The organism is Segatella copri, assembly GCF_949820605.1.
Lineage (GTDB): Bacteria > Bacteroidota > Bacteroidia > Bacteroidales > Bacteroidaceae > Prevotella.
On the sequence record NZ_CATKVU010000006.1, the window covers coordinates 3,080,001 to 3,103,936 of the forward strand.

Annotated in this window: 17 protein-coding genes (1 of these 17 only partly in view); 10 read left to right on the plus strand and 7 right to left on the minus strand. The window is 45.5% G+C overall.

Features of this window, described 5'->3' with window-relative positions:
• Positions 1-771, minus strand: the 5' portion of a protein-coding gene (gene rnr / locus RCO84_RS13860) for a ribonuclease R (RefSeq protein ID WP_144154364.1). Its footprint begins 1,527 nt before the window's first position; 771 of the gene's 2,298 nt are visible here — the first part of the coding sequence; its start codon is at positions 769-771; the stop codon falls past the left edge of the window.
• A gap of 332 nt (positions 772-1,103) precedes the next feature.
• Between rnr and RCO84_RS13865 the strand changes: the two genes are divergently transcribed.
• Positions 1,104-2,819, plus strand: a complete 1,716-nt coding sequence (locus RCO84_RS13865; protein WP_287798031.1) for a Na/Pi cotransporter family protein — start codon at positions 1,104-1,106, stop codon at positions 2,817-2,819.
• 107 nt (positions 2,820-2,926) lie between these two features.
• Here the strand turns inward: RCO84_RS13865 and RCO84_RS13870 are convergent, their stop codons facing one another.
• Entirely contained in the window at positions 2,927-3,625 is a 699-nt protein-coding gene (locus RCO84_RS13870) for an SIR2 family NAD-dependent protein deacylase (RefSeq protein WP_006848157.1), read from the minus strand.
• A gap of 174 nt (positions 3,626-3,799) precedes the next feature.
• On the opposite strand from RCO84_RS13870, the gene RCO84_RS13875 reads away from it, so the two are divergent.
• The 7 genes from RCO84_RS13875 (at position 3,800) to RCO84_RS13905 (ending at position 12,735) form a co-directional block, all read left to right on the plus strand.
• Positions 3,800-4,402: an FKBP-type peptidyl-prolyl cis-trans isomerase gene (locus tag RCO84_RS13875; protein ID WP_317585413.1), complete on the plus strand. Its 603-nt coding sequence runs from the start codon at positions 3,800-3,802 to the stop codon at positions 4,400-4,402.
• An 85-nt stretch (positions 4,403-4,487) separates the two neighbouring features.
• Entirely contained in the window at positions 4,488-5,363 is an 876-nt protein-coding gene (locus RCO84_RS13880) for an FKBP-type peptidyl-prolyl cis-trans isomerase (protein WP_117587468.1), read from the plus strand.
• Between the two features lie 36 nt (positions 5,364-5,399).
• Complete coding sequence (locus tag RCO84_RS13885; RefSeq protein ID WP_317585414.1) at positions 5,400-6,371, plus strand: FKBP-type peptidyl-prolyl cis-trans isomerase; 972 nt, start codon at positions 5,400-5,402, stop codon at positions 6,369-6,371.
• Positions 6,372-6,729: 358 nt separating this feature from the next.
• Positions 6,730-9,108, plus strand: coding sequence for a glycoside hydrolase family 3 C-terminal domain-containing protein (locus RCO84_RS13890; protein ID WP_317585415.1), 2,379 nt, complete (start codon positions 6,730-6,732; stop codon positions 9,106-9,108).
• A 190-nt stretch (positions 9,109-9,298) separates the two neighbouring features.
• Positions 9,299-9,766: an Lrp/AsnC family transcriptional regulator gene (locus RCO84_RS13895; RefSeq protein WP_006848151.1), complete on the plus strand. Its 468-nt coding sequence runs from the start codon at positions 9,299-9,301 to the stop codon at positions 9,764-9,766.
• A 70-nt stretch (positions 9,767-9,836) separates the two neighbouring features.
• The gene (locus RCO84_RS13900; protein ID WP_317585416.1) at positions 9,837-11,585 is read left to right on the plus strand and encodes a membrane dipeptidase; all 1,749 of its coding nucleotides are present in this window, start codon (positions 9,837-9,839) and stop codon (positions 11,583-11,585) included.
• Positions 11,586-11,703: 118 nt separating this feature from the next.
• Positions 11,704-12,735 (plus strand): M28 family peptidase, encoded by a 1,032-nt coding sequence (locus tag RCO84_RS13905; RefSeq protein ID WP_022120172.1) that lies wholly within the window; start codon positions 11,704-11,706, stop codon positions 12,733-12,735.
• Positions 12,736-12,979: 244 nt separating this feature from the next.
• Here the strand turns inward: RCO84_RS13905 and RCO84_RS13910 are convergent, their stop codons facing one another.
• Positions 12,980-13,618 carry a DUF4294 domain-containing protein gene (locus RCO84_RS13910; RefSeq protein WP_264956861.1) on the minus strand — a complete coding sequence of 213 codons (639 nt, stop codon included), beginning with the start codon at positions 13,616-13,618 and terminating at the stop codon, positions 12,980-12,982.
• Between the two features lie 192 nt (positions 13,619-13,810).
• Between RCO84_RS13910 and RCO84_RS13915 the strand changes: the two genes are divergently transcribed.
• Both RCO84_RS13915 and RCO84_RS13920 read left to right on the plus strand, forming a co-directional pair.
• The gene (locus RCO84_RS13915) at positions 13,811-15,928 is read left to right on the plus strand and encodes a helix-hairpin-helix domain-containing protein (protein ID WP_317585417.1); all 2,118 of its coding nucleotides are present in this window, start codon (positions 13,811-13,813) and stop codon (positions 15,926-15,928) included.
• A 115-nt stretch (positions 15,929-16,043) separates the two neighbouring features.
• Positions 16,044-16,973: a glycosyltransferase family 2 protein gene (locus RCO84_RS13920; protein WP_317585418.1), complete on the plus strand. Its 930-nt coding sequence runs from the start codon at positions 16,044-16,046 to the stop codon at positions 16,971-16,973.
• A 72-nt stretch (positions 16,974-17,045) separates the two neighbouring features.
• On the opposite strand, the gene RCO84_RS13925 is transcribed toward RCO84_RS13920, so the two are convergent.
• The 4 genes from RCO84_RS13925 to RCO84_RS13940 all read right to left on the minus strand — a co-directional run bounded on the left by RCO84_RS13925 (position 17,046) and on the right by RCO84_RS13940 (position 23,825).
• Positions 17,046-18,752: an ArnT family glycosyltransferase gene (locus tag RCO84_RS13925; protein ID WP_144153525.1), complete on the minus strand. Its 1,707-nt coding sequence runs from the start codon at positions 18,750-18,752 to the stop codon at positions 17,046-17,048.
• Between the two features lie 14 nt (positions 18,753-18,766).
• Positions 18,767-20,569 carry an LTA synthase family protein gene (locus tag RCO84_RS13930; RefSeq protein ID WP_260849669.1) on the minus strand — a complete coding sequence of 601 codons (1,803 nt, stop codon included), beginning with the start codon at positions 20,567-20,569 and terminating at the stop codon, positions 18,767-18,769.
• A 146-nt stretch (positions 20,570-20,715) separates the two neighbouring features.
• Entirely contained in the window at positions 20,716-21,861 is a 1,146-nt protein-coding gene (locus tag RCO84_RS13935; RefSeq protein WP_144153527.1) for an AAA family ATPase, read from the minus strand.
• Positions 21,862-22,055: 194 nt separating this feature from the next.
• The gene (locus RCO84_RS13940) at positions 22,056-23,825 is read right to left on the minus strand and encodes an ATP-binding protein (RefSeq protein WP_144153529.1); all 1,770 of its coding nucleotides are present in this window, start codon (positions 23,823-23,825) and stop codon (positions 22,056-22,058) included.
• Positions 23,826-23,936: the final 111 nt, after the last annotated feature.

Consider the following 23,936-nt stretch of genomic DNA (forward strand, 5'->3'; position numbering starts at 1 on the left):
TTCTTTGTAATCCTGTTCTGTGATTTCGCCGCTTATCTTGTTGGCTGCATCTTCTACATTCTTTGGATATTTATAAGGTAATCCATATTGAGCAAGAATAGAATTCATCTCAACATCATTATCACCCATCTGGCCAAGAATGTCAACAACCTCGCCAATAGGACTCTTGTTTTCTCCATCCGGCCACTCGATAATCCGGACTACTGCCTTGTCATCGGTCTTTCCTCCCTTCACCTTTCTTCTAGGAATGATGATGTTGTGAGCAAAGACATCGCCAGGTGTCACGAGGTAAGCCAGATCCTTATCTACTTTCAGACGTCCTACGAAGGTATCTTTAGCGCGTTCAAGGATTTTGTTGACCTGTGCCTCCTTGATGTGATTCTTACGACGAGCCAGGAAGGTGAATTCCACCCTGTCGCCATTAAGTGCTCCCATCGAATTACGTTCAGAAACGAAAATAGGCTTCTCGCTATCATCAGGGATAACAGAGTTTTTGCCATTTGCCTTTCTAACGAATTTACCTTCCATCACCTGTATGCTTTGATTCAGGCGATAAGAATTATCACTTACCTTAGCCAGGTAGTCATCCCATGCCATTTCCTCCATAATGTCAATCGCCAGCATCTTGAGCGGATGCGTCGTAAGATGGAGGGAACGGAATATCTCTTTAAAGCTGAGCGTTTCGCCCGGTCTTTCGGCAAAGAATTCCTGCAGCATCTCAGTGAGCTGCGCTTTGTTCATTCTTTTGCCACCTTTTTTACCTTTTCCCATAAATTATGACTATTATTAGTTTTATAAGGCAAAGAAACAAAAAAAAAAGGAGAAAACAAAGTTTCTTGGCATCTTTTTTCGTTTTTTATTAAATATGAGGCAAAACTGACCATAATATTTCTTCATTTTTCGTATTTCAGAGCAGAATATAGCTTATTAATTCAGTTTGTCTGTTCGTAAATGTAGTTTTTCCAAAATTGTGTTTAGGGGGTCTTGGATGTTACAATACTGTTACAACTTGAAATATCGGTAACAAATATTTCGTAATAACGGAATTTCTTATTATATTTGCAATCGAAACGTAACAAACATTTCCACAAATACAAATGAATATGGATACAAGTCAATATCTTGTGATTTTTTTTCAGATTCTCGGTTCTTTAGCTTTGCTCATTTATGGTATGAAGGTGATGAGTGAGGCCTTGCAGAAGATGGCAGGATCTCAGTTGCGCCACATTTTGGGCGCTATGACAACCAACCGATTTACGGGAATGCTTACAGGTACCTTTATTACCTGTGCCGTTCAGAGTTCCTCTGCAACTACCGTTATGACGGTTTCTTTTGTAAATGCAGGTTTGCTGACCTTAGCCCAAGCAATTTCCGTTATTATGGGTGCCAACATTGGTACTACGTTTACGGCATGGATTATGTCGCTGGGTTATAATGTAGATTTAACGATTGTCGTATTCCCTGCGTTCTTCCTCGGCATTATGCTGATTTATAGTAAGAAGCGCCGTTATTTCGGAGATTTCCTTTTTGGTATCGCCTTCCTCTTCTTCTCGCTCGTTCTGTTGAGTAGTGCGGGTAAGGCTCTTGATCTGGAACATAATCCGGCGGTTATCGATTTCTTTGGTTCTTTTGATACAAAGAGTCATTTTACGATTGTAGTCTTCCTCCTGATCGGTACACTTATAACCTGTATCGTACAGAGTTCGGCAGCTGTGATGGCCATCACCATCTTACTCTGTTCTACAGGCGTACTCCCTATTTATCTGGGTATTGCCTTGGTGATGGGTGAGAATATCGGAACTACCGCTACAGCCAATCTTGCCGCTTTGGGTGCCAATGCCCAGGCTCGTCGTGCAGCCTTGGCCCATCTGGTATTCAATGTCTTTGGTGTAATCTGGGTTCTCTGCCTGTTCTATCCATTTGTAGATTTCGTTTGCTCTATCGTGGGGTATGATCCTGATGGTGGTATGTCTGCGGCACAGAAGGCAAAGTTGTTGCCAATTGTCCTGGCGATGTTCCATACCTGTTTCAATGTTTGTAACACAGGCATTCTGATTTGGTTTATCCCACAGTTGGAAAAAGTTGTCTGCAAACTTATCAAGCCTAAGGCAGATAAGGAGGATGAAGATTTCCGTTTGCGCTTTATCCAGGCTGGCATCATGAAGACCCCAGAACTTTCTGTCTTCGAGGCACAGCAGGAAATCGGCAGTTTCGGCGAGCGCATCCATCGTATGTTTGGTATGGTGAGAGAGTTGCTGGAAACTCAGGATTCCAAGACTTTCGACAAACTCTATGAGCGTATTGAGAAGTATGAAGGTATTTCTGATAATATGGAGATAGAGATTGCCAAGTATCTTGATCAGGTGAGCGATGCTCATCTGAGTGATGATACCAAGGCGAAGATCCGTGCGATGTTGCGTGAGATTTCTGAAATCGAGAGTATTGGTGACAGTTGCTTTAATCTTGCCCGCACCATTAAGCGTAAGGGTGAAAACAAGGAGGAGTTTACTGCCAAGCAGAGTGAAAACATTCATCAGATGTTTAAGTTGGTAGATGAGGCGCTGACTCAGATGAACTATATGTTTGCTCATGAACGCCATTCTATCAATCTCAACCATACGTACAATATCGAGACTGAGATTAATAATTATCGTACTCAGTTGAGAAACCAGAACCTGGATGATGTGGATAACCATCTTTATACCTATGGTGTAGGTACATTGTATATGGATATCATTCAGGAATGCGAAAAACTGGGTGATTATGTGGTTAATGTCGCCGAGGCTCGCATGGGAGTCAGAACATCTGAGGCTGTGTAATGCAGAATGTTATTGATAGAAAGAAAATAAAAGTAATAAAAGCAAACGGGGAAGTATCAATGGATGCTTCCCCGTTTGATTTTATTGTTTAGGTATTCTGAATGTTTTTATTTTTCCAATATTTCCTTCAGTTCCTTCATACCATCTGAAGCCCCTTTCATGATGTGCTCTATCTTGTAATATCCATTGGTGTTTACGGCACCCGGGTCTATCAGATAGATAGGAATGTGAGGCTTGGTATATGAAATCAGACCTGCAGCAGGATAAACGTTGAGTGAGGTTCCGATAATGACGAAGATATCGGCTTGCTGTACAGCTTCGGCTGCCGGCTCAATCATAGGAACGCTTTCGCCGAAGAAAACGATAAATGGGCGCAACAGGCTTCCGTCTCCAGCTTCGGTTCCCGGCTTTACCTCGCAGTCATCCTCAGGTAATTCCTTGATGTAGCGATAGTCGTAAGGGTCGCGTGAAGAGCAAACCTTTGACAGTTCGCCATGCAGATGGATTACATTTTTGGAACCTGCCTTTTCATGCAGATTATCTACATTCTGGGTGATTACCGTCACATCGAAGTCTTTTTCCAGCTCCTTGATAAGTTTATGCCCCTCGTTAGGTTGCGCAGCATAGAGTTTATGGCGCAACATATTATAGAAGTTTGTTACTAGGGTAGGGTCAGCTTCCCATCCCTCATGGGTAGCTATCTGTTCTACAGGATAGTTTTCCCATAATCCATCATTGCCACGGAAAGTTTTGAAACCACTCTCCACAGACATGCCTGCACCGGTTAAAAATACGAGTTTCTTCATCTTATCACGTTTTAATTATTCATATTTTCTTAATCTTTTTATTAAGAATGCACAAATTTAGCAATTTTTCTGCAAATAACATCGTTTTAAGCGAGAAAAATGTTATCTTTGCACTCGTTTTAAGGACAAAAAGTACATTTTAAGATTATTAATACATTATTATAAATAAATTTTATGGATAAAGTAAGTTATGCTTTGGGCATCGGCATCGGTCGCCAGTTGGCTTCTATGGGTGCAGAGAGTTTGAATATTGATGATTTTGCACAGGCTGTAAAGGATGCCATCGCCGGTAAGCTTCAGCTCGGCGAGCAGGAAGCTCAGGAGTTGGTACAGAACTTCTTTGCAGAGCAGGAGGCTAAGGCTCAGGCTGCTGCTGCCGAGAAGGGCAAGGTTGCTAAGGCAGCTGGTGAGAAGTTCCTCGCCGAGAACGGCAAGAAGGATGGTATCATCACTACTAAGAGCGGTTTGCAGTATCAGGTTTTGCGTGAAGGTAATGGCAAGGCTCCTAAGGCTACCGATCAGGTAGAGTGCCACTATGAGGGAACGCTTATCGACGGTACTAAGTTTGACAGTTCTTACGACCGTGGTCAGACTGCTACCTTCCCATTGAACCAGGTTATCGCTGGTTGGACAGAGGGTCTTCAGCTCATGACCGAGGGTGCCAAGTTCCGTTTCTTCATCCCTTATCAGTTGGGTTATGGCGAGCGTGGTGCTGGTGCATCTATTCCTCCATTCTCAGCCTTGATTTTCGATGTTGAGCTCGTTGCCGTTAAGTAATCTGTTAGTAGATATATTTAAATGAAGTAAAGGCAATCCTGGAATATAATAGATAAAAATAAAGATTTAAAATATAAATAAGGAAATGAAAAAGTTATTTTTCGGAGCCCTCGTGGCTTGTGCTGCTGCTACATTCGTAGGTTGTGGCAATTCTACTCCTAAGGCAGATCTCAAGACTGATGTAGATACTATGAGCTATGCTATGGGTATGTCTCAGACTCAGGGTCTGAAGGAGTTTATGGTAGAGCGCATGGGCGTTGATACTGCTTACATGGATGATTTCATCAAGGGTCTTAACGATGGTGCCAACGCTGGTGACGACAAGAAGAAGGCTGCTTACTACGCAGGTATCCAGATTGGTCAGCAGATCTCTAACCAGATGGTTAAGGGCATCAACCACGAGGTATTCGGTGAGGATTCTACAAAGTCTATCTCTCTGAAGAACTTCATGGCTGGTTTCATCACAGGTACTACAGGCAAGAAGGGCTTGATGACAGTTGAGCAGGCTGCTCAGATTGCTCAGGCTAAGATGATGGCTATCAAGGCTAAGAACATGGAGAAGGAATATGGTCCTAACAAGGTTGCTGGTGAGAAGTTCCTCGCTGCCAACAAGAAGAAGCCAGGAGTTGTTACTCTGCCTTCAGGTGTTCAGTACAAGGTAATCAAGGAGGGTAACGGCCCTATGCCAAAGGATACCTCTATGGTTAAGGTTAACTACGAGGGTAAGACAATCGACGGCAAGGTATTCGATTCTTCTTTCAAGCGTGGTCAGGCCGTAGATCTCCGTGCTAACCAGGTTATCAAGGGTTGGACTGATGCTTTGGTTCACATGCCAGCAGGTTCTGTTTGGGAGGTTTACATTCCTCAGCAGTTGGCTTATGGTGAGCGCGAGCAGGGTCAGATCAAGCCATTCTCTGTATTGATCTTCAAGATTGAGTTGATTTCAGTAGGTGGCAAGTAATTTTTGTGGGAACTCATTTTTATAGAGGACTTATAAATGAAGAAAATATTAATGACAGCACTCGTCCTCGTGGCGGGTGCTTCTTTGTTTACAGCTAGTGCTGCAAGCAAGAAGAAGGTTAAGAAGGCGGCTACTCTTGTTGAGTTGAAATCATCAGCCGATTCTTTGAGTTATGTAGCTGGTATGAATGCCACTCGTGGTCTGATTCCTTATATCCAGCAGAGTTTTCAGGTAGATACTGCCTATATGGAGAATTTCCTTCGTGGTTACAAGGATGCGCTTGCCATGGGTATCAATCCTAAGACCGTAGCTTATTCTGCAGGTATGGAGGTTGCCAAACTGGTAGAGAAACGTGTATATCCTGGCACAAAGGAAGAGTTGAAGAGCACAGGCGATTCTATCAGCCATGCTATGTTCCAGAATGGTTTTATCGCAGCTTTGGCTAATGATACTACATTCTTTACCTCTAAGGCTGCTGCCGATTTCCAGAAGGAAGCTTTGGCTGGTGCCGGCGAGAAGTTCCTTGCTGCTAATGCCAAGAAACCTGGTGTAAAGGTGTTGCCTAGCGGTTTGCAGTATAAGGTGATTACCGAAGGTCATGGCGAAGTGCCTAAGGCAAGCGATGAGGTAGAGGTTATCTACGAGGGTCGTCTGATTGATGGTACCGTTTTTGATGCTACATCCAAGCATGGTGGCAGCAAGACAGATAAGTTCCGTGCCAACGGATTGATCAAGGGTTGGACCGAGGCGCTTACTCTGATGCCTGTGGGCAGTAAGTGGCAGGTTTACATTCCTTACGAGTTGGCTTACGGCGAGCGTCAGGCTGGTCAGATTCCTCCATACTCTACTTTGGTGTTCGATCTTGAGCTGGTTAGCATAGTTAAGCCTGAGGTTAAGCCAGAGCCAGCAGACGAACAGAAAGATGATGCAGCTGCAGTAAAGAGTGCCGACAAGAAGGTTGTTAAACCTGCAGCCAAGAAAGCTGCGCATTCAAAGAAGAGAAAGTAATTACTGAATTCATTTCAACAAGTAATTACTACTAAAATATAATAAGGTAAGAGCCAAGGATAGAGTGTTATCTTTGGCTCTTTTGTTTCTTTTACGTTTGTGTTTGTTGCTTTTGCATAAAAAACGGGAAAGCGAATCTGTTAGTTCTCTTATTTGCATTATCTTTGCAAAAGATAAACTGCACTCGGCAAAATATTCAAGTAAGCTTGATATTCTGCGCTCGTTTGCATTATCTTTGCAGAAGATAAGCTGCACTCGGCAAAATATTCAAGCAAGCTTGATATTCTGCGCTCGTTTGCATTATCTTTGCACATGAAAATAAACAACTTCAATAATTATATTTTTAATCTAAAAGATAATGATGAAACAAATTACAACAACCGTATGTGCAACTGTGCTGATGGCTAGTTGCTGTAACATAAACAATAGGGAGCAGCAAGTGAACCAACAGGTAGATGAACTCTACAGCAGAATGTCACAGCCAGAGCGTATCGCTCAGTTGAGAAGTGGTTATATGGATGAGCTTTTTGATGCGGAAGGCAATTTGGATACCGTCAAATGCAAGCAGCTCATTCCTTATGGTATTGGACATTTTTCCCAGTACGCCAGTCAGGAATTGGTTGATGCCAATTTCTTGCGAAAGCGTGTGGCTGTTGTACAAGATTGGTTGATGCATCATACCCCTAACGGAATCCCGGCTCTTTTTCACGAGGAAGTTCTTTCGGGTATCAATACGCAAGATGCAACAGTCTATCCACAGCAGATAGGGCAGGCTTGTTCGTTCAATCCAGAGTTGGCAGAGCTCAAGACTTTGCAGACAGGTACTGCTCTTCGCAAGATGGGTGGCGTATTGTCGCTTTCCCCTATGGTAGACGTTTGCCGTACTCCAAGTTTTAATCGTCTGGAAGAATCATATGGTGAGGATGGCTATCTTTCTGCCGTTATGGGTACTGCTTTTGTCAAGGGTCTTCAGCAGGGCAACCTCAAGAAGGGAGTGGGAGCTTGCTCTAAACACTATCTGGGATATGGTGGTGGCGGGGATGCTGATGAGAAGGAGATGATGGAAGATATCCTTTTGCCTCATGAGACGATGATTCGTCTGGCAGGTAGCAAGGCTTTGATGCCGGGTTATCATGCTGTTCATGGTACCAAGTGCGTGGCAAATAGTGAGATTCTCAACGATATTTTGCGAGATTATCTCGGATTCGATGGAATGGTGGTGAGCGATTATACTGCCATTGACCAGTTGCCGGGACTAGATACTCCTCTTCAGAAAGCTGTGGCTGCTATCAATGGTGGCAATGATGTTGATTTCCCTAGAGGCGAAAACTATCAGTATTTACAGGAAGCCTTGGATAAGGGACTTGTTAAGAAAGAAGTCTTTGAGCGTGCTGTAAAGGATGTTCTGCGTTATAAAATTCGTGCAGGACTGATGGATAAAAATCCATATCTGTATAGTACGGAGGATGTAAAGCTTGATACTAAGGAAGAACGGCAGACGGCTTACGATATAGCTAGCCAGTCTATCGTCTTGTTAGAGAATAAAGGTGTTTTGCCTCTTGTGAAGGAGGCTGATGTTAACAGCACCAAGCAGATTAAGAATATCTTGCTCACGGGTCCTAATGCCAATTCCATTTGGGCGATGTGTGGCGACTACTCTTTCCCTTCTATGTTCTATTTCTGGCAGAGTTGGAAGAAAAAGTGGGATGATAGCCACTTGCCACATATCGTTAAATTGCTAGAGGCAATGCAGGCAAGTAAACCTGAGGGTATTAATATTAAGTATTCTCGTGGTTGTGACTGGACAGAGGAGATAGAGACCAAGTTTGAAGAGTCTGGCGATAAGCGTGCTTGGGAATATCAGCTCCTGCATCGCAAGGTTGATTCAGGCGAGAAGGCAGACAAGGCAGAAGCTTTGGCGATGGCAAAGGAAAGCGATGTTATCGTTGCTGCTGTAGGCGAGAATGTGATGCTCTGTGGTGAGAACCGTGAGCGAGATGGTCTCAAGCTTCCTGGTAAGCAAGAGGAATATGTTGAGGAACTCTTGGCTACGGGCAAACCTGTAGTCCTGGTAGTCTTCGGCGGTCGTGCGCAGGTTATCTCCAAGATAGCCAAGCGTTGTGCAGCAGTCATCCAGGCCTGGTATCCTGGTGAAGAGGGTGGTACAGCTGTGGCTGACATTCTTTATGGCAAGATTTCACCATCTGCCAAGCTGAGTGTCAGCTATCCTAATACTGAGGTTTATGAGCCTATCTGCTATAATTATTCCACCCGGCAGGATGCCCGTGTAGAGTGGCCTTTCGGTTATGGATTGAGCTATACTACCTTTGCCTATAAGAACTTGCAGGCAGTTAAGGAACTCTCTACTGCTTCAGAGTCGAGCAATATCTACTTTGAGGTTACTAATACGGGTAACGTTCGTGCCGATGAGATAGCGCAGGTATATCTGTCGCCAACTCAGAGCAACCAGCAGATTCATCCTATCCAGTTGCAGGGCTTTGCCCGTATCTCTCTCAATCCTGGCGAAACCAAGAGAGTATGCATCAGGTTCTATACTGATCAGTTTGGTTATTATTCTCATCGAGGCAATCGTCAATGGAACATAGCTCCAGGAACGTATGAACTGAAGATTGGAGCCTCTTCTCAAGACATCCGTCTTAAGCAGCAGATAGTTTTGACGGGTGATAAAGTGGTGAAACCTTTGCGTGATCATTACTTCTCCGAGGTTATCAGATAAGCGTATGATTTTTCTACTAAAAGTAGCAAAATGCCAAGGTTTTTGGTTAAAAACAGTATAAAAAACAACAAAATGCACGGATATTGCAAAATATTCGTGCATTTTGTTTGCTGTTTCAATAGATTTTATTAATTTTGCTATCTGGTATAGAAAAGTACCTTATAAATAGAATAATATAAAGCAAAACGAAATGGAGAAAATAGACAATCTAGACAGAAAGATTCTCGGCATCCTTTCCAAGAATGCCCGTATTCCTTTTAAAGACGTAGCCGCAGAATGTGGCGTGTCTCGTGCTGCCATCCATCAGCGTGTTCAGCACTTGATGGAGGATGGTTTCATCACCGGTAGCGGTTTTGATGTAAACCCTAAAAGCCTGGGTTATTCTACCTGCACTTATGTAGGTTTGAACTTGGAGCGCGGTAATATGTATAAAAAGGTGGTAGAGCGCTTGCAGAACATTCCTGAAATCGTAGAGTGCCACTTTACAACCGGTTCATACACCATGCTGATTAAGCTTTATGCCCGCGACAACGAGCAGCTCATGGATCTGCTCAACAATAAGCTTCAGGCTATCCCTGGTGTGGTTTCTACCGAAACGCTTATCTCTCTTGAGCAGAGCATCAAGCGTGAGATTCCTGTACTTCTCGATGAAGATTAATATAAGAGTCTCCATACTTGAGTACGATTTTTAGAAGATCTTGAATCATTATTTTTTGAAAGATAAACAAATGGAAACATTTGACTTAGAGTCGCATCTCCAGGATGCATACTCTAGATTTCCCGAAGCGAAGCATCAGCCTGTAATTGGCCTTACTGCCAATTATGAAGGTATCGATGCTACGCTTCGCGACCGTTATTATAAGCAGGTAATAGCGGCTGGCGGTACGCCGGTCATTATTCCTCCTGTTGCCGATGCTCAGGTCATCGTCAATACCTTGGAGCATCTTGATGGATTGATTCTGACGGGTGGCGGCGACCATAATCCGCTGTGGATGGGCGAAGAGCCTTCTCCCCGTCTTCACAACATCAATCAGGAACGTGATGCTGCCGAACTGATGATTACCCGATTGGCTTTCAACCGCCAGATTCCGATGCTTGGCATCTGTCGGGGCATCCAGACCCTCGCTATTGCGCTGGGTGGAAAGGTGTGCCAGGATATCAAGCAGCTGGTAAAGCACAGCCAAGATGCCGACCGTACCGAACCTACCCACATCGTAGAAGTCAAGAAAGATTCCACCTTATATAATATATATAATAAGGAGAAGATCTTTGTCAACTCGTTCCACCATCAGGCGGTAAGCGAGCCAGGCAAGCATCTGCGCACCATCGCCAAATCTTCCGACCATATTATAGAGGCAGTAGAGAGTAGCGAATATAAGCAGATTCTCGGTGTGCAATGGCATCCGGAATGGCTGGAAGAAGAAGGATTGAAGATTTTCCAATGGCTGGTTAATCAGGCTAACAACTTTTATGCAGCCAAGCAGTTGCATAAGCGCATCCTTACGCTCGATACCCATTGTGATACTCCGATGTTCTTCCCTCAGGGCATCAAGTTTGATCACCGCGATTCCCGCATCCTGGTTGATCTCCATAAGATGACCGATGGTCATCAGGATGCTACCACGATGGTAGCTTACCTGCCACAGCCTCAGATAGGCGAGAGCTTCAGCAGCAAGGTGGCTTTCGATGTAAAGGGACCTGCGCAGTATGCCGACCTCATCTTCGACAAGATAGAAGAGATTGTGAGCAAGAACAGCCAGTATCTCAGCATAGCCCGCACTCCTACCGATCTTTATAGCGATAAGCGGAAGGGCAGAAAGAGCATCATGCTCGGCATCGAGAACGGTCTCGCCCTGGAGCACGATATCAGTAACGTGAAGCATTTCGCCCAGCGCGGCATCGTTTATATCACGCTCTGCCATAATGGTGATAATGATATCTGCGATAGTGCCCGCGGCTGCAATACCCATAATGGTGTGAGCAGTTTTGGCGAGAAGGTGATTCATGAGATGAACCGTCTGGGCATCATGGTAGATTTGAGTCATGGTGGCGAGAAGAGTTTCTACGATGCACTTGATATCAGCCAGACGCCTATTGTCTGCAGCCATAGCAGCAGCCGTGCGCTCTGCGATGTGCCTCGCAATCTGACCGATGACCAGATGCGTGCCCTCGCAGCAAAGGGTGGTGTGGCTCATACCACGCTCTATCACGGATTCCTGCGTAAAGAGGGTGAAGCCGACATCATGGACGCTATCGCCCATCTTGAGCATGCCATCGATGTGATGGGTATCGACCACGTAGGTCTGGGTACCGACTTTGATGGAGACGGCGGCATCCGGGGGCTCGCCGACTCTTCTGAACTCATCAATTTCACCCTCCAGCTGTTGCGCCGCAAATATAGCGAGCAGGATATTGTCAAGATTTGGGGAGGCAACTGGCTCAGAGTGATGACGCAGGTACAGAACTTTGGAAAGTGAAGAATGAAGAGTGAAGAACGAAGAAACAACGTTCGGCGGCCAAAGGGAAAGCCAATTCGATAGTTATTAAGTAATCATAAAGTTCAAAGTTCAAATCTGAAAGTTCAAAGTAAATACGATGACGAAGAAAATGAAGATAATTTTAGGCTTGGTAGTTGCTGCCGGAGTGGTAGCTGGAGCTATTAGCTATAAGAATGCGAACAGTTCGAGTTCGCCTGAGGTTCAGGAGGTAGAGGAAGCAGAGAAGCTGAATCCTGTAGGTCCTGCCTTTAATGCCGATTCGGCGTTGGCTTATTGTGCCGCACAATGCGATTTCGGTCCTCGCGTCATGAACAGCGAGGCGCACGACAAGTGTGGCGAATGGATTGTGAGCAAGTTCAAGCAGTTTGGTTGTGAGGTAGAAACCCAGAAGGCTGACCTCAAGGGCTATGATGGTACCATCCTGAAGAATACCAATATCATCGCCCATTACAACCCGAAGGCTGAAACCCGCATCTTGCTCTGTGCTCATTGGGACAGCCGTCCTTGGGCCGACAACGACCCCGACAGCACCAACTGGCGCAAGCCTGTAATGGCAGCCAACGATGGAGCCAGCGGAGTAGCCGTCATGTTGGAGATAGCCCGCCAGCTGCAGGCTGACAAGAAGCTGAATCCCAACATCGGCGTAGATTTCGTATGTTTCGATACCGAAGACTGGGGAACACCTCAGTGGGCTGATGTTCAGGACGATGGCGATACTTGGGCATTGGGTGCCCAGTACTGGAGCGAGAACAAGCCTGAGGGATATAATCCACGTTTCGGAATCCTCCTCGATATGGTGGGCGGACAGGGAGCCAAGTTCTATCGTGAAGGTATGTCTATGCAGTATGCCGGTGGCATCGTGAAGAAGGTTTGGGCTGCAGCCCGTCAGGCTGGTTTTGGCTCTTACTTCCCTAAGAGCGATGGCGGAATGATTACTGATGATCATATTCCGGTTAACGAGAAGGCTAAGATTCCTACTGTAGATGTGATTGCTTATTATCCAGACTGCCAGCAGAGCAGTTTCGGTCCTACCTGGCACACTGTGAGCGATGATATGGCTCATCTGGATAAGAATGTGCTTAAGGCGGTTGGCCAGACTATGATTCAGGTGCTTTATACTGAGGAATAGGTGGGCATCCCATTCGAATATAAAAGGAAATGTTCCTAGGAAAAGTTGTTGCTTTTCTTAGGAACATTTCTTTTTTCTGTCTGTTTAAATCTTCGTTCATCGACGCTGAACGGACATTCAACGTCGATGAACGGAGATTTCTTCTGCTTGTATCAACAAAAAAACTTAGGTATAAAAGCAATTCCTATTGACTGGAAATGCTTTTATACCTAAGTGTATGGGCTTTCTGAATAAGATGAGCTGGTTAAATCTGCCCCGATTCTACCTGTCTTACCACTCTTTCTGTTAATCTGTCAACGCCGTTCGGGTCGTACTTCTTGTTGAGGCTGGCACCGAAGAGGCTTGCAAATGCCTGATAGAATCCGGCACGGATAGGACCCAGAAAGGCTTGAATCAGGTGATAGGATGAGGAATTGCATTCGCGATACACCAGTTTGATGCAGAGTTTACCCTGTGCATAGGTGAGTTTCTTCATTCTCGGGGTATATTCCTGTTTGATACCTTTCTCCACCAGTTTCATGTGTGCATCTCTTGCCTTCTTATTAGGCAGCGTTTCCAGATAATCACCCGTTTCGATGATAATCCTTCTTACCTCTTTGGCTATCGGCAGCACCTTCTTGATGTTGTATACCAAACGGTTGTAAGCCATTCGTTCCTTGGCGTTCTTGAATACTGGCTGCGGATAAACGTACACGTTGTTCACCTGAACATATTGCACGCTGTCATGATCCAGGAGCACTTTTCCTACCTTCACCATCGGTTCAAAGGTAGGGGCATCCATGTCCACCTCCCTGTCTTCAGGGTTGTCGCCATCGGTCTGCGCCATGGTTTGCAGGGTGATGCAGAAGAGCATCGCCAGTAAAAAGCATATTTTCTGTTTCATGTAAATCTCCTCAAAGTTCTTTGTCCAGCTCCTTTTCTTCGTGGAGCTTCTTCTATATATAAAGAGGTGTAAGCCCCTTTGTGTTACTAATTACGCCGCAAAATTACAGATTATTTCTCAATTTGAGAAAGATTCTTGGCTTTTTCTTTCTCTTTTTCAGATTTTAGCAGTAACTTTGTCTTAATTTAATAAATGAAGTGCCTACTGCAGATGAAGCATGCTCATTCCATAACATCCCTCTTGTTGAAACTGTTTCTCGTAGGCAGCTCCCAAATCTTCTGTGCCTCATGGGCTCAAGCCCAATCTTTCTCTCTTTCAGAACAGGGCGCCGCGCCTGAAGATTCTCTTTCCGCTTCGCCCCCTTGGCAGCAACTGTTGTCCGACCTTTCTTCATCCGAAGATTTCGAGCATGTAGCCTGGCAGGACTATGAAGAAGATTTGGAGGAGATGGCGCAGCATCCCGTCAATCTGAATACGGCAACGAGAGAAGAACTGGAGCGCATGCCGTTTCTTACTGCATCGCAGGTAGAAGACATCCTGTTCTATATTTACCGCTATGGCCAGCTGAAGAGTATGAGCGAGCTTACCCTGATAAGCAGCATCGGCTGGTACCAGCGCCAGCTGATGAGTTGTTTCTTCTATGTGGCCGATGACGGGAGCAAGCCGGCTTTCCCCAGTCTTAAAAACATCGCCCAGTATGGCAAGCACGAAGTGATGGGCATGCTGAAGGTTCCTTTTTATGAGCGCAAGGGCGATGCGAGCGGAACCGACGGCTATCTGGGTTATCCTTATAAGCACGGACTGCGCTATCTGTTTCGCTACGGCAATTCCGTCAAACTGGGATTCGTAGCTTCTCAGGATGCCGGCGAACCATTCTTCGGAGGCAGGAACACGATGGGTTACGACTTCTATTCCTTCTATCTTCAGGTAAAGAACCTGGGCAGATGGAAGAATATCACCCTGGGCAGATACAGATTGAACGTAGGATTGGGACTGATACTCAATAATGATTTCGGCTTCGGCAAACTCTCAGCCTTAACCTCCTTGGGCAGATCATCTTCCTGCATCATCCGCGGTCATTCTTCCCGTTCTTCAGCCAATTATCTGCAAGGCGCAGCAGCCACTTATACCTTATTAAAGGGACTGGAACTGACCGGCTTTCTTTCTTATCGCCAGATAGATGCTACGCTTTCTGCTGGCGGCGGGGGCATCAAGACCATCCTGCAGACCGGTTTGCATCGTACGGTGAATGAGATTGCTAAACAGAAGGTCGCATCCAATACACTTGTGGGAGGCAACATCAGTTACCGGCATCAGGGCTGGCACATCGGAGGTACAGCCTTTTATACCTCTTTCTCCCTGCCGCTCACGCCCAATAAAAGCCAGCTTTACAAGCGTTTTGCTCCAGAGGGGAATGCCTTCTGGAATGCCAGTATCAGCTATGGATACATCTCCCATCGCCTCACCCTCTCCGGCGAAACGGCTACTGGAGATTGCGGTTCCATAGCCACGCTCAATGCAGCCTCCTATCTCTGTTCCGACCATTTCACGCTCATGGCTCTTCACAGGTTCTATTCTGCCCGATATTATTCTCTCTTCAGCAACAGTTTTTCCGAGGGGAGCGATGTGCAGGATGAAAACGGCGTATATCTGGGCTTTACCTGGATTCCTGCCCATCATTGGAGCATCACAGCCTACAGCGATTTCGCCTATTTTGCCTGGCCTAAGTATCAGACCAGGGAGAGTACACAGAGTTGGGATAATCTGGTGAATATTCTCTTCCAGCCCTCAAGAGTGCTGACGGTAGGAGGAAGGTTCCGTTATAAGGATAAGGCGGGAACCACGACCGGCCGTCTGCGTCTCTATGCCACAATATCCCAAAAACGATGGAGCGCCAAAACCAGTTTAGACTATACGATGAGCCAGGCAGAAAGTACGATGAAGAATGAGGGCGATGAGCTAAGTAAAGGCTATATGGTGAGCGAGCATATAGGATGGGAATGGAAATGGAAGAAGCAGTTGAAAGGAACGTTGAGAGGCTGCCTGGGCTATTTCCATACTTCCGATTTTGCCTCCCGTATCTACGCTTATGAACCTGGTCTGCTCTATCAGATGAGTTTCGGCAGCTACTACGGCGAGGGCATCCGTTACACCTTGGTGGCACGTTCAGAGATAGGTTCCCATCTGCTGCTTATCGCCAAATTGGGTACAACCGATTATTTCGACCGTTCTCACATCTCTTCGGGTTTGCAGGAAATCCCCCGCTCTTCGCAATCCGATCTGGAGATACAGGTAAAGTGGAAATGGTAAGAAAGAATGGAGAAAAACGGGAAAAATATATCAAGAATAAAAAATATTAACCGTTTTTCTTGTTTAAATAGAAAAAATGAGTTACTTTTGCATCTGAATAAATACTGGCGTATAAATGAAGATATTGATAGTTATCCCTTGTTATAACGAGGAAGAAGTGCTGCCTAAGACCTTAGATGTGCTGGGGGCATTGATCAGAAAGATTAAGAAAGAGACTGATGCCGACACAGAACTGCTGCTTGTCGACGATGGCAGTCGTGACCATACTTGGCAGATGATTTTGGATGCTGCCAAGGAACATGGATATGTGCATGGCATCAAACTGTCGCATAACCGGGGCCATCAGAATGCGCTCTGGGCAGGTATGGAAGCTGCGGTAGACCATTGTGATGCGATGGTAAGTATCGATGCCGACCTGCAGGACGATGAGAATGTTATCGTGGATATGGTGCGCCAGGTGCAGGAAGGCAAGGATATCATCTATGGTGTACGCAAGGAGCGCAAAACCGATACCTTCTTCAAGCGCTTTACCGCCCAGGCTTTCTATAAACTGATGCAGAGTGTGGATAAGGAGACGGTTTACAATCATGCCGATTTCCGCATGATGACCAACCGCACCCTAAAGGCGCTGATGCAGTATTCAGAGCGCAATCTCTTCCTTAGAGCCATCGTACGCCAGTTGGGCTTCCGAGAGGGATTCGTCTATTACGACCGCAAGGCTCGTGAGGCGGGTGAGAGTAAGTATCCGTTTACCAAGATGCTGAGTTTCAGTATAGATGGCATCACTTCATTCTCCGTAGCCCCTCTTAGGTTTATCACCTTCCTGGGTCTGGCGATGACTTTAGTCGCAATCATCATGATTATCTTTGCCTTGGTAGAATATTTCCAGGGCAAGACCATCCAGGGCTGGACCTCCATGCTTGTTTCCATGTGGTTTATCGGAGGCATCATCACCACGGGCGTAGGCATCACGGGTGTTTATATCGGCAAGATTTATACCGAGGTGAAGCGCCGCCCTCGATACTTCATCGAAGAAAGAGTATAATGATTAGATACAAAAATAGCATCGGTACTTATAATCCCGATGCTATTTTTGTATCTAATCATTAATCACTAATCATTTGTTGAGTGCAATATTGGCACTAGTCTTCACGAATCGGTAGAAACCTACCTTGTTGTGCCATTCTACCGTTTTTCTTACTTCCCAAACTTTCTGGAAGGTGTAGTCCTTGCCGAATTTCTCAAGGAAATCAGGCATGTCTTCTTCCGGAATCATCAGCACGCCATCCTGTGGCAATACCTTGTCAAACTGCTGGATCTTATCGCCCAGGTAGAAGTTGAGGCTGAAGAAATGCAGCATATCTACCGACATATAAGAGTAGAGCTTGCTGGTATCAAACTTCTTTTCGATAACCGGCGCCAGATGCTTGTCTGCCTTCGTGTTGAGCACAGGTGGCTGCAGACTGGAGTCGAGCATCAGGAAGAGCCCCACGATGGTGGCAAGAGTATATGAAACAATATTGCCTGAATTCTTCTTCTTGAGTGCTCTGAAGATGAGGTAAACTCCCCCCAAAGTGATAACCATAAAGATGCTGCATGGGATGAGCAAATCGTTGTTTTCGAGCGCATGAAGCATGGCGATGTTGTCTATGGCATGCTTGCCGTGGAAGATGCTTTCTGGCACCCATCCTTTTTTTACCACCAGCAGGGCGATATTGAGAATCAGGGTTATCGAAGCAATCACTCCGGCATAAACCTTCAAGGCTCCCATCTTCTCCTTCATCATCCAAACGATGTATTCGGCGATGAGATAGGCCATGAACGGATAGCATGGCAGCAGATAAACGCTGCGCTTGCTCTTTGGGATGCAGTAGAAGAAGAGTACCAGGAGGAAAGCGAGCCAGGTGAACACCTGCAGCGGAGTAGCCTTCTTCGCATTCTCAAGGAAACGGGTCTTCGAGAACTTCTTCCATGGCAGAATGAAGAGCGAGAACAATAATAATAAGGTGTAAGGCAACCAGCCCGTGATGAGCGTGAGAAGGTTGTACCACGCTGGGTTCTCGTGCGATTCGTATGCCATCTTGCCCATGAATCGGTCGATGTTCTCTTCCTTCACCAGGCGCAGAAACTCGTCGCCGCCTTGCAGATAGGCTGCATAATACCAGCAGAAAGGAATAACGAGCGAGAGCAGGGCGGTTAGAGCCATGCGCCATACGATGCCCCAGAAGTTCTCACGTTGGGTAAGCATGAATACGCCCATCACAAAGCAAGGCAGGATGATGCCCACAGGACCTTTGGTAAGCGTAGCGCCACTCATGCAGAGGATAGCGAGCCAAGGCAACTGGTGCTTTCCTTTCTCCCACCAGCGGTAGAGCAGATACATGGCTCCCACCATGAAGGCGGTGTTCACCATATCTACACGGCAGTTCATACCCGCACGGTGTACCTCGAAGGCGGTAAGCGTAAGGATGGCTGCGATGAGGCTGGTCTGGGCATTCTTGCGCTTGGCATAGAACACGAAACCGCCGATGGTCATCAATACCAGCGATACGGCAGATGGCAGGCGTGAGGTGTACTCATTCACATGGCCGATGAAGAGGCTGAAGAAGGCGATGCACCAGTGGAAGAATGGCGGTTTGTAAGGGATATCACCTCCGTTGTTGATAGGCAGAATCCAGTTGCCATGTTCCAGCATGGTGTAGGCAACCACCGCTTCGCGCGGCTCTCCCTTGGTATTGAAATCTGTGAGTCCGAGAAAAGGAATCATCATCACGATAGCCAGGATGATGATGAGCCATAGGGCTTTGTTGTACTTGATGTTCATGTCTTGTCGAAGTCTTATTTTGTAATTTTGTCGTAGCGAATCAGAAAATCCGAGATGCGATGGGCTTGGGTGAGTCGCTTGATTTCCTTTTCCGGTACATTACCTGTCGTTTCTACGTTCATATTATCTGAACCTACAGCAGCAGGATATTTGCGAGGATCAAAGATGCTCTGTCCCATACCTTTCCATTTGTAGTGATCCAGATGCATCAGGTTGAGGATGGTAGGATATTGGTCAACCTGTCCCATCACCTTATTATATATTCCACCTACAGGAGCGTTTACAACTATGAAAGGAGTAAACTGCTTGTCGCTTACGATGCCTTTGGCGGCTGGCGATTCGCAGATAGGTTTGCGGTCGGCAGCAAGACCTTCGTGGTCGCCAATTATCACAATCATCATATCCTTGTAGTCCGGGCGACTCTTCAGATAGTCGAGGAGGATGCCCAAACCGTGGTCGGTATAGTTGGCCATGATCATGAAGTCGCGCATCTTTTCCGGATAATCACCTTTAAAATGAATGCGCTTCAGGTTGTCGGGCAGGATGAATGGGTTGTGACCGGAGTAAGTTACAATCTGCAAATAATTACTTTTTCCCTTCTTCATGATTCCGCCTTTCTTGAGCTTTGCCACAATCTGCTTCATGAAGGATACATCGCCCAGTTTCTTGCGGCTGCCCACTTTCTCATCGTTCACCCACTGGTCGTTGAAGAACATCTGGCTGATGCCGAAGTTTTCTGCCACCACAGACTGGTTCCAGGTGATAGGCTTGTCCACCGTCATCAGATAAGAACTCAGGTCGGGATGCTCTTCCTTCATCGCCTTAACCAATGAAGGATAGTGGGTAAAAGGAAATTGCATGGCGTAGCATCCGCTCATCAGCGGCAACAGACCTGTGCTTACCAGAAGCTGTCCGTCTATGCTGCGTCCGCCTTTCACCTGAGTGAGAACGTGTGGAGCATAGAGAGTATGACTGTCGGCGATGTAACGGTTCAGGTTTGGAGTGATTTCCTTACCTTCTACCTTACGGTTGATTACCCAACTTTCTAGCGATTCGCAGAAGATGACTACTAGGGTTTTCTTTCTGGCGATACTGTCAGCGAGTGGCTGATAGGCTGGTTGATGTTTCATCCAGTTATCAATTTCTGCTTTTATCTTAGGGGTAAATATCGTTTTTTGTTGGTTCGCTTCGTGTATCAAATTGCCAAAGATGGTGTACATTGGCACTTTGCAGGTGTACATGTTGGCATTATCCAAGTTATTGAATGCCTTTTCTGTTCCTCCTTTAGTAAAGATTAAAATAACAGAAAGCAGGAATGCTGCAAGTGTGGTTAAGGCATATTGCTTGATTCGCAGGGCGTAAGCTCCTCGCTCTCTTCCAAACGCTTCTGCTCCTCGGTTCTTTCTCTTATGGAGAGAATAGATGCAGATAAGTGTAGATAGCGGGAGTAGGGCATCTATCCATCTCATCGAGTCAATCACACTCGCCGTAAAATCGCTCAGATTGCTAGCCAGCAGATAACTTTCCAGAGGTATCATCGAGTTGTAGGTACGGCAATACATCAGGTTGCTGATGAGCAGTCCGTCTAGAATAAAGAGCACGAGATATTCTTGCCATTTCTTACCGGTAAGCATAAATGGGAGGATGAACAGCAGAGCTGCCAATAGGGAATTGACATACACCTCTGGCAGGGAAAAAGAGGTGAAAGTAGTCTGCAAGCACCAGATGATATCGAATACGATAAATTTACTGGCTGCACATCCCAACAGAGAAGTTGTATCTCTGTTCCACAAAGTATGTGGAAATAATTTCTTCATAATCTGTTTCATGGGTACAAAGGTATTGATATTTTGTGAGATACTGGCTAATTTGCTTATTAATCTTTGCTAAAAAATAGAAATCCCCCATCACGCTTTGGCTGCGTGATGGGGAATTAATCGGTTTACATTGTTTCTCCTATATCTTATTGAGGCAAAATGTTGCAGTATTCCCGTTTGAACCATAGTTCGAAAACAGGGTCAACCATCTTGAAGCCATCGCCCGATTTCTCAATGAAGTCTCTTTCTACAAGAGTCTTTTTGTTCTTGGTGATGGTGCGTGGAGCACCGAGTCCATATTCTGCTACAACCTGTTGGGCATTGAAATGAGTCTCTCCCATGCAGACGGCACGCAGGAATGCTATTTGAGAGGCAGGCATGCCATCAATATCGGTAATGAACATATCGGCATTGGTATCCAGAAGCTTGGTGAGCTGTGACTGATAGATTTCCTCTGTTACTTCTGTTGCTGTACGAGTCCAGATGAGAAAGCAGAATTGCTGCATATACCAGGAATGGCATTGCATGGTATTGCAGATTCGCTCTATCATATCATCGCTGATAGACTTGCCGTGATTGTAGAAACTGTCGTGGATGAAAGGCTTCCAGTATTCCTTGGCAATCTTTTTCAAGGTCATCATCTGTCCAAAACGGTAGAACGGATTCTTCGAGTTGCCGAATATATCCATCATCATGTGGCGTTTACTGCCATAGAGACAGTAGGTCGTATTGTGCTGTCCCTGCCACACCGAACGCATGGTTCCTTCCAGGCGCTTCCAGTCGGGCAGGTTTGCCAATTGTTGGAACTCATCAATGCACACGATGACATGGATGCCTTTTGCCTTGGCAATCTTTTCTGGAAGATTGAGAATTTCCTCGGCACTTTCCTTCAGGGGCTTGAAGTTAAGATTTACTTCTACGGCATTCACGGGATCGCTGTTGATGGTAAGGCTTGGAGATATGGATTGGATGAACTTTACGATGTCAGCCCATCTCTTTTCCATCGTGGAAGAAACGCCCTGGAGAATTGCACTTGCAAATTTGTTGTAGAACTCTTCCTCAGAGAAAATCTTGAAGGCATCCAGATAGCATACTCTCACATCCTTCTGCTCTTGCTTCAGCTCTTCCATTGCGGCTTTGACAAGGGAAGACTTGCCCCATCTTCTTGGAGAAATCAGCATCACGTTGATGCCTCCTCCAAGAAAAGTCTTGAGGTCTCTTCTATCTTCAATTCTATCAATGAAATATTCATTTTCAGCGATAGAACCATATTCGAATGGTATCTTGTTCATATACTTAAAGTCTTGATTCTCTGCAAAGTTACGAAATTATACCAAAAGGTATTATACCCTAGGGTATAATTTAGGAAACTTTATGTTTTTATCTCCATCAGAAACAGTAATCCCCCACTACGCTTTGGCTGCGTGATGGGGGATTAACTGTTTATATAGTTTTTCTTGTTTTATTGAGGTAAGATATTGCAGTATTATTCTTCCGTTATTTCCTCGCACATTACCATTTCTGCTCCTCGGTAGATAACTGCGAGTTTGTGGAGCTTAGTGGTCTTGACCGACTCCTTGACGATGTCGCTATTGGCATAGCGGCAGATTTGGGCAGAGGCTTCCTTGAAGAGAACTTGCAGCTGCTCATCGGCGGTATTGGTCTTGCAGTATTTCAGTTCGATGATGTAACTGTCCACCATGTCCTTGTAGATGTCGCAGAGCGGAGAAAGGAAGATGTCGGCATAGCCACCATCGTTGTCTAGCTCTGAGATAGGGCGATAGAACTGGTTCTGGCTGGTCATCGCCAAGGTGAAACCATGCACGAATGCTTCTCCCTTCTGCTTGTCACGCTGAGAAGAGTAACGCTTCAGACTGTCGGCGATGAACTCAAAGTATGCCTTGTAGTTGCCATGATATGCTAGTTGAGCCTCTAGCTTTCCCTTGTTGTAACTATCATAGGTCAAATCATTCTCCTTGTAGGTATCCAAGAGATAGGTATACATCTGGTCGCGCACCACCTCATTAGGGATAATGAACTTGGTGCTACCATCGTATGTGCCATCTATCGTTACCATGCCGAAATAGAAGAGTAGACTCAGGAAGTTGTCTGGGTCATTGATGCGTTCGGCAGGGAAATTCTCCACAAGCTTACCTGTGACGAATCCTTGGGTTACCAACTGCTGGATGATGCTGGCATCATGAGCAAACTCCTTGTCATGGCGGATAAGCATACGCACCTTGTCATAGTCGATGCGTACATTGCTCTCTACCATATTCTTAGGAATGTCGTAGTTGTTGCGGATGTACTTGTCTAAGAAGTTAAGTACCATCACAGAATTGTACATCGTAGTTTTTCCGTACTCCTCTTCGGCAAAGCAATAGTTGTCATACCACGGCTTCATCACCTTGATGAGTTCATCCACGCTGTGGTTGAATGGCAACACACTGGAATAGTAGCCCAGCATATCTCTTACTTCATCCTCTGTGAATCCAGTCATCTCATTGAATTCCGGAGCCAGGGAGTAATTGGTGCCGATATTGAATCCGCTTGTCAGGTCATCCATCGTTACAGGGCTAACGCCTGTTACGAAGACACGTGCCAAGGTATCGCCTGCTGCTCCTTTGATGGTATCAAAGAATTTTCTGAGATATCCTTCGCCATGGGTCTGTGTGCGGTATCTCTGCTCATGCTCCTTGTGTGCGAGAATCTGGTTGGTGAAGTGGTCGTACTCGTCAATGAAGAGATAAATCTTCTGGCCAGATTTTTTGCTTTGGGTGCAAAGATAGTTTAATTGGTTGACGGCATCTTCCTGTTGGTTGAGGCCTTCTTTGGTACCTTCTGGTAAGAGATGCGAATATACATCCACGAAGTAATTAAACTGCGTCCTGCAATAATTGTCCATGCCATGCTTGTAGTCGTTTAGGTCGCCTACAATAATGGCAAAGTTGAGATGGATGATGAGATAACTATTATGTTCGGGAGTTGGATTCTCACCAATATAGAGCTTGCCAAAAATTTCATCAAACTTGTCTTTCTTGTTGATGTCATAGTAATTTTCAAGCATGGAGATGGTAAGGCTCTTGCCGAAGCGGCGAGGCCTTATAAAGAAGAAGTACATATTAGAGTCTTCTATTTCTTCGATGAATGGGGTCTTGTCTACATAGTAGCAATCCCTTTCAATCATATCCTCAAAATTCTGCATACCATAAGGTATTCGCTTGCGATAGATTCGCTTTTTTCTTTCTCTTACCATAGTTCTTTACTTTTTGCAATGACTGAGTACAAAGTTACGAAATATTCTTGAAAGTCGATATGTTAGTGGCATTTATTTATGAAACTTTATCAAAGATTAGATGCCAGCACT

What these genes read in the sequence shown, in the direction of transcription:
- RCO84_RS13865 (WP_287798031.1), top strand. Translation starts at nt 1,104, where the DNA reads ATGGATACAAGTCAATATCTTGTGATTTTTTTTCAGATTCTCGGTTCT.
- RCO84_RS13870 (WP_006848157.1), bottom strand. Translation starts at nt 3,625, where the DNA reads ATGAAGAAACTCGTATTTTTAACCGGTGCAGGCATGTCTGTGGAGAGT.
- RCO84_RS13875 (WP_317585413.1), top strand. Translation starts at nt 3,800, where the DNA reads ATGGATAAAGTAAGTTATGCTTTGGGCATCGGCATCGGTCGCCAGTTG.
- RCO84_RS13880 (WP_117587468.1), top strand. Translation starts at nt 4,488, where the DNA reads ATGAAAAAGTTATTTTTCGGAGCCCTCGTGGCTTGTGCTGCTGCTACA.
- RCO84_RS13885 (WP_317585414.1), top strand. Translation starts at nt 5,400, where the DNA reads ATGAAGAAAATATTAATGACAGCACTCGTCCTCGTGGCGGGTGCTTCT.
- RCO84_RS13890 (WP_317585415.1), top strand. Translation starts at nt 6,730, where the DNA reads ATGATGAAACAAATTACAACAACCGTATGTGCAACTGTGCTGATGGCT.
- RCO84_RS13895 (WP_006848151.1), top strand. Translation starts at nt 9,299, where the DNA reads ATGGAGAAAATAGACAATCTAGACAGAAAGATTCTCGGCATCCTTTCC.
- RCO84_RS13900 (WP_317585416.1), top strand. Translation starts at nt 9,837, where the DNA reads ATGGAAACATTTGACTTAGAGTCGCATCTCCAGGATGCATACTCTAGA.
- RCO84_RS13905 (WP_022120172.1), top strand. Translation starts at nt 11,704, where the DNA reads ATGACGAAGAAAATGAAGATAATTTTAGGCTTGGTAGTTGCTGCCGGA.
- RCO84_RS13910 (WP_264956861.1), bottom strand. Translation starts at nt 13,618, where the DNA reads ATGAAACAGAAAATATGCTTTTTACTGGCGATGCTCTTCTGCATCACC.
- RCO84_RS13915 (WP_317585417.1), top strand. Translation starts at nt 13,811, where the DNA reads ATGAAGTGCCTACTGCAGATGAAGCATGCTCATTCCATAACATCCCTC.
- RCO84_RS13920 (WP_317585418.1), top strand. Translation starts at nt 16,044, where the DNA reads ATGAAGATATTGATAGTTATCCCTTGTTATAACGAGGAAGAAGTGCTG.
- RCO84_RS13925 (WP_144153525.1), bottom strand. Translation starts at nt 18,752, where the DNA reads ATGAACATCAAGTACAACAAAGCCCTATGGCTCATCATCATCCTGGCT.
- RCO84_RS13930 (WP_260849669.1), bottom strand. Translation starts at nt 20,569, where the DNA reads ATGAAGAAATTATTTCCACATACTTTGTGGAACAGAGATACAACTTCT.
- RCO84_RS13935 (WP_144153527.1), bottom strand. Translation starts at nt 21,861, where the DNA reads ATGAACAAGATACCATTCGAATATGGTTCTATCGCTGAAAATGAATAT.
- RCO84_RS13940 (WP_144153529.1), bottom strand. Translation starts at nt 23,825, where the DNA reads ATGGTAAGAGAAAGAAAAAAGCGAATCTATCGCAAGCGAATACCTTAT.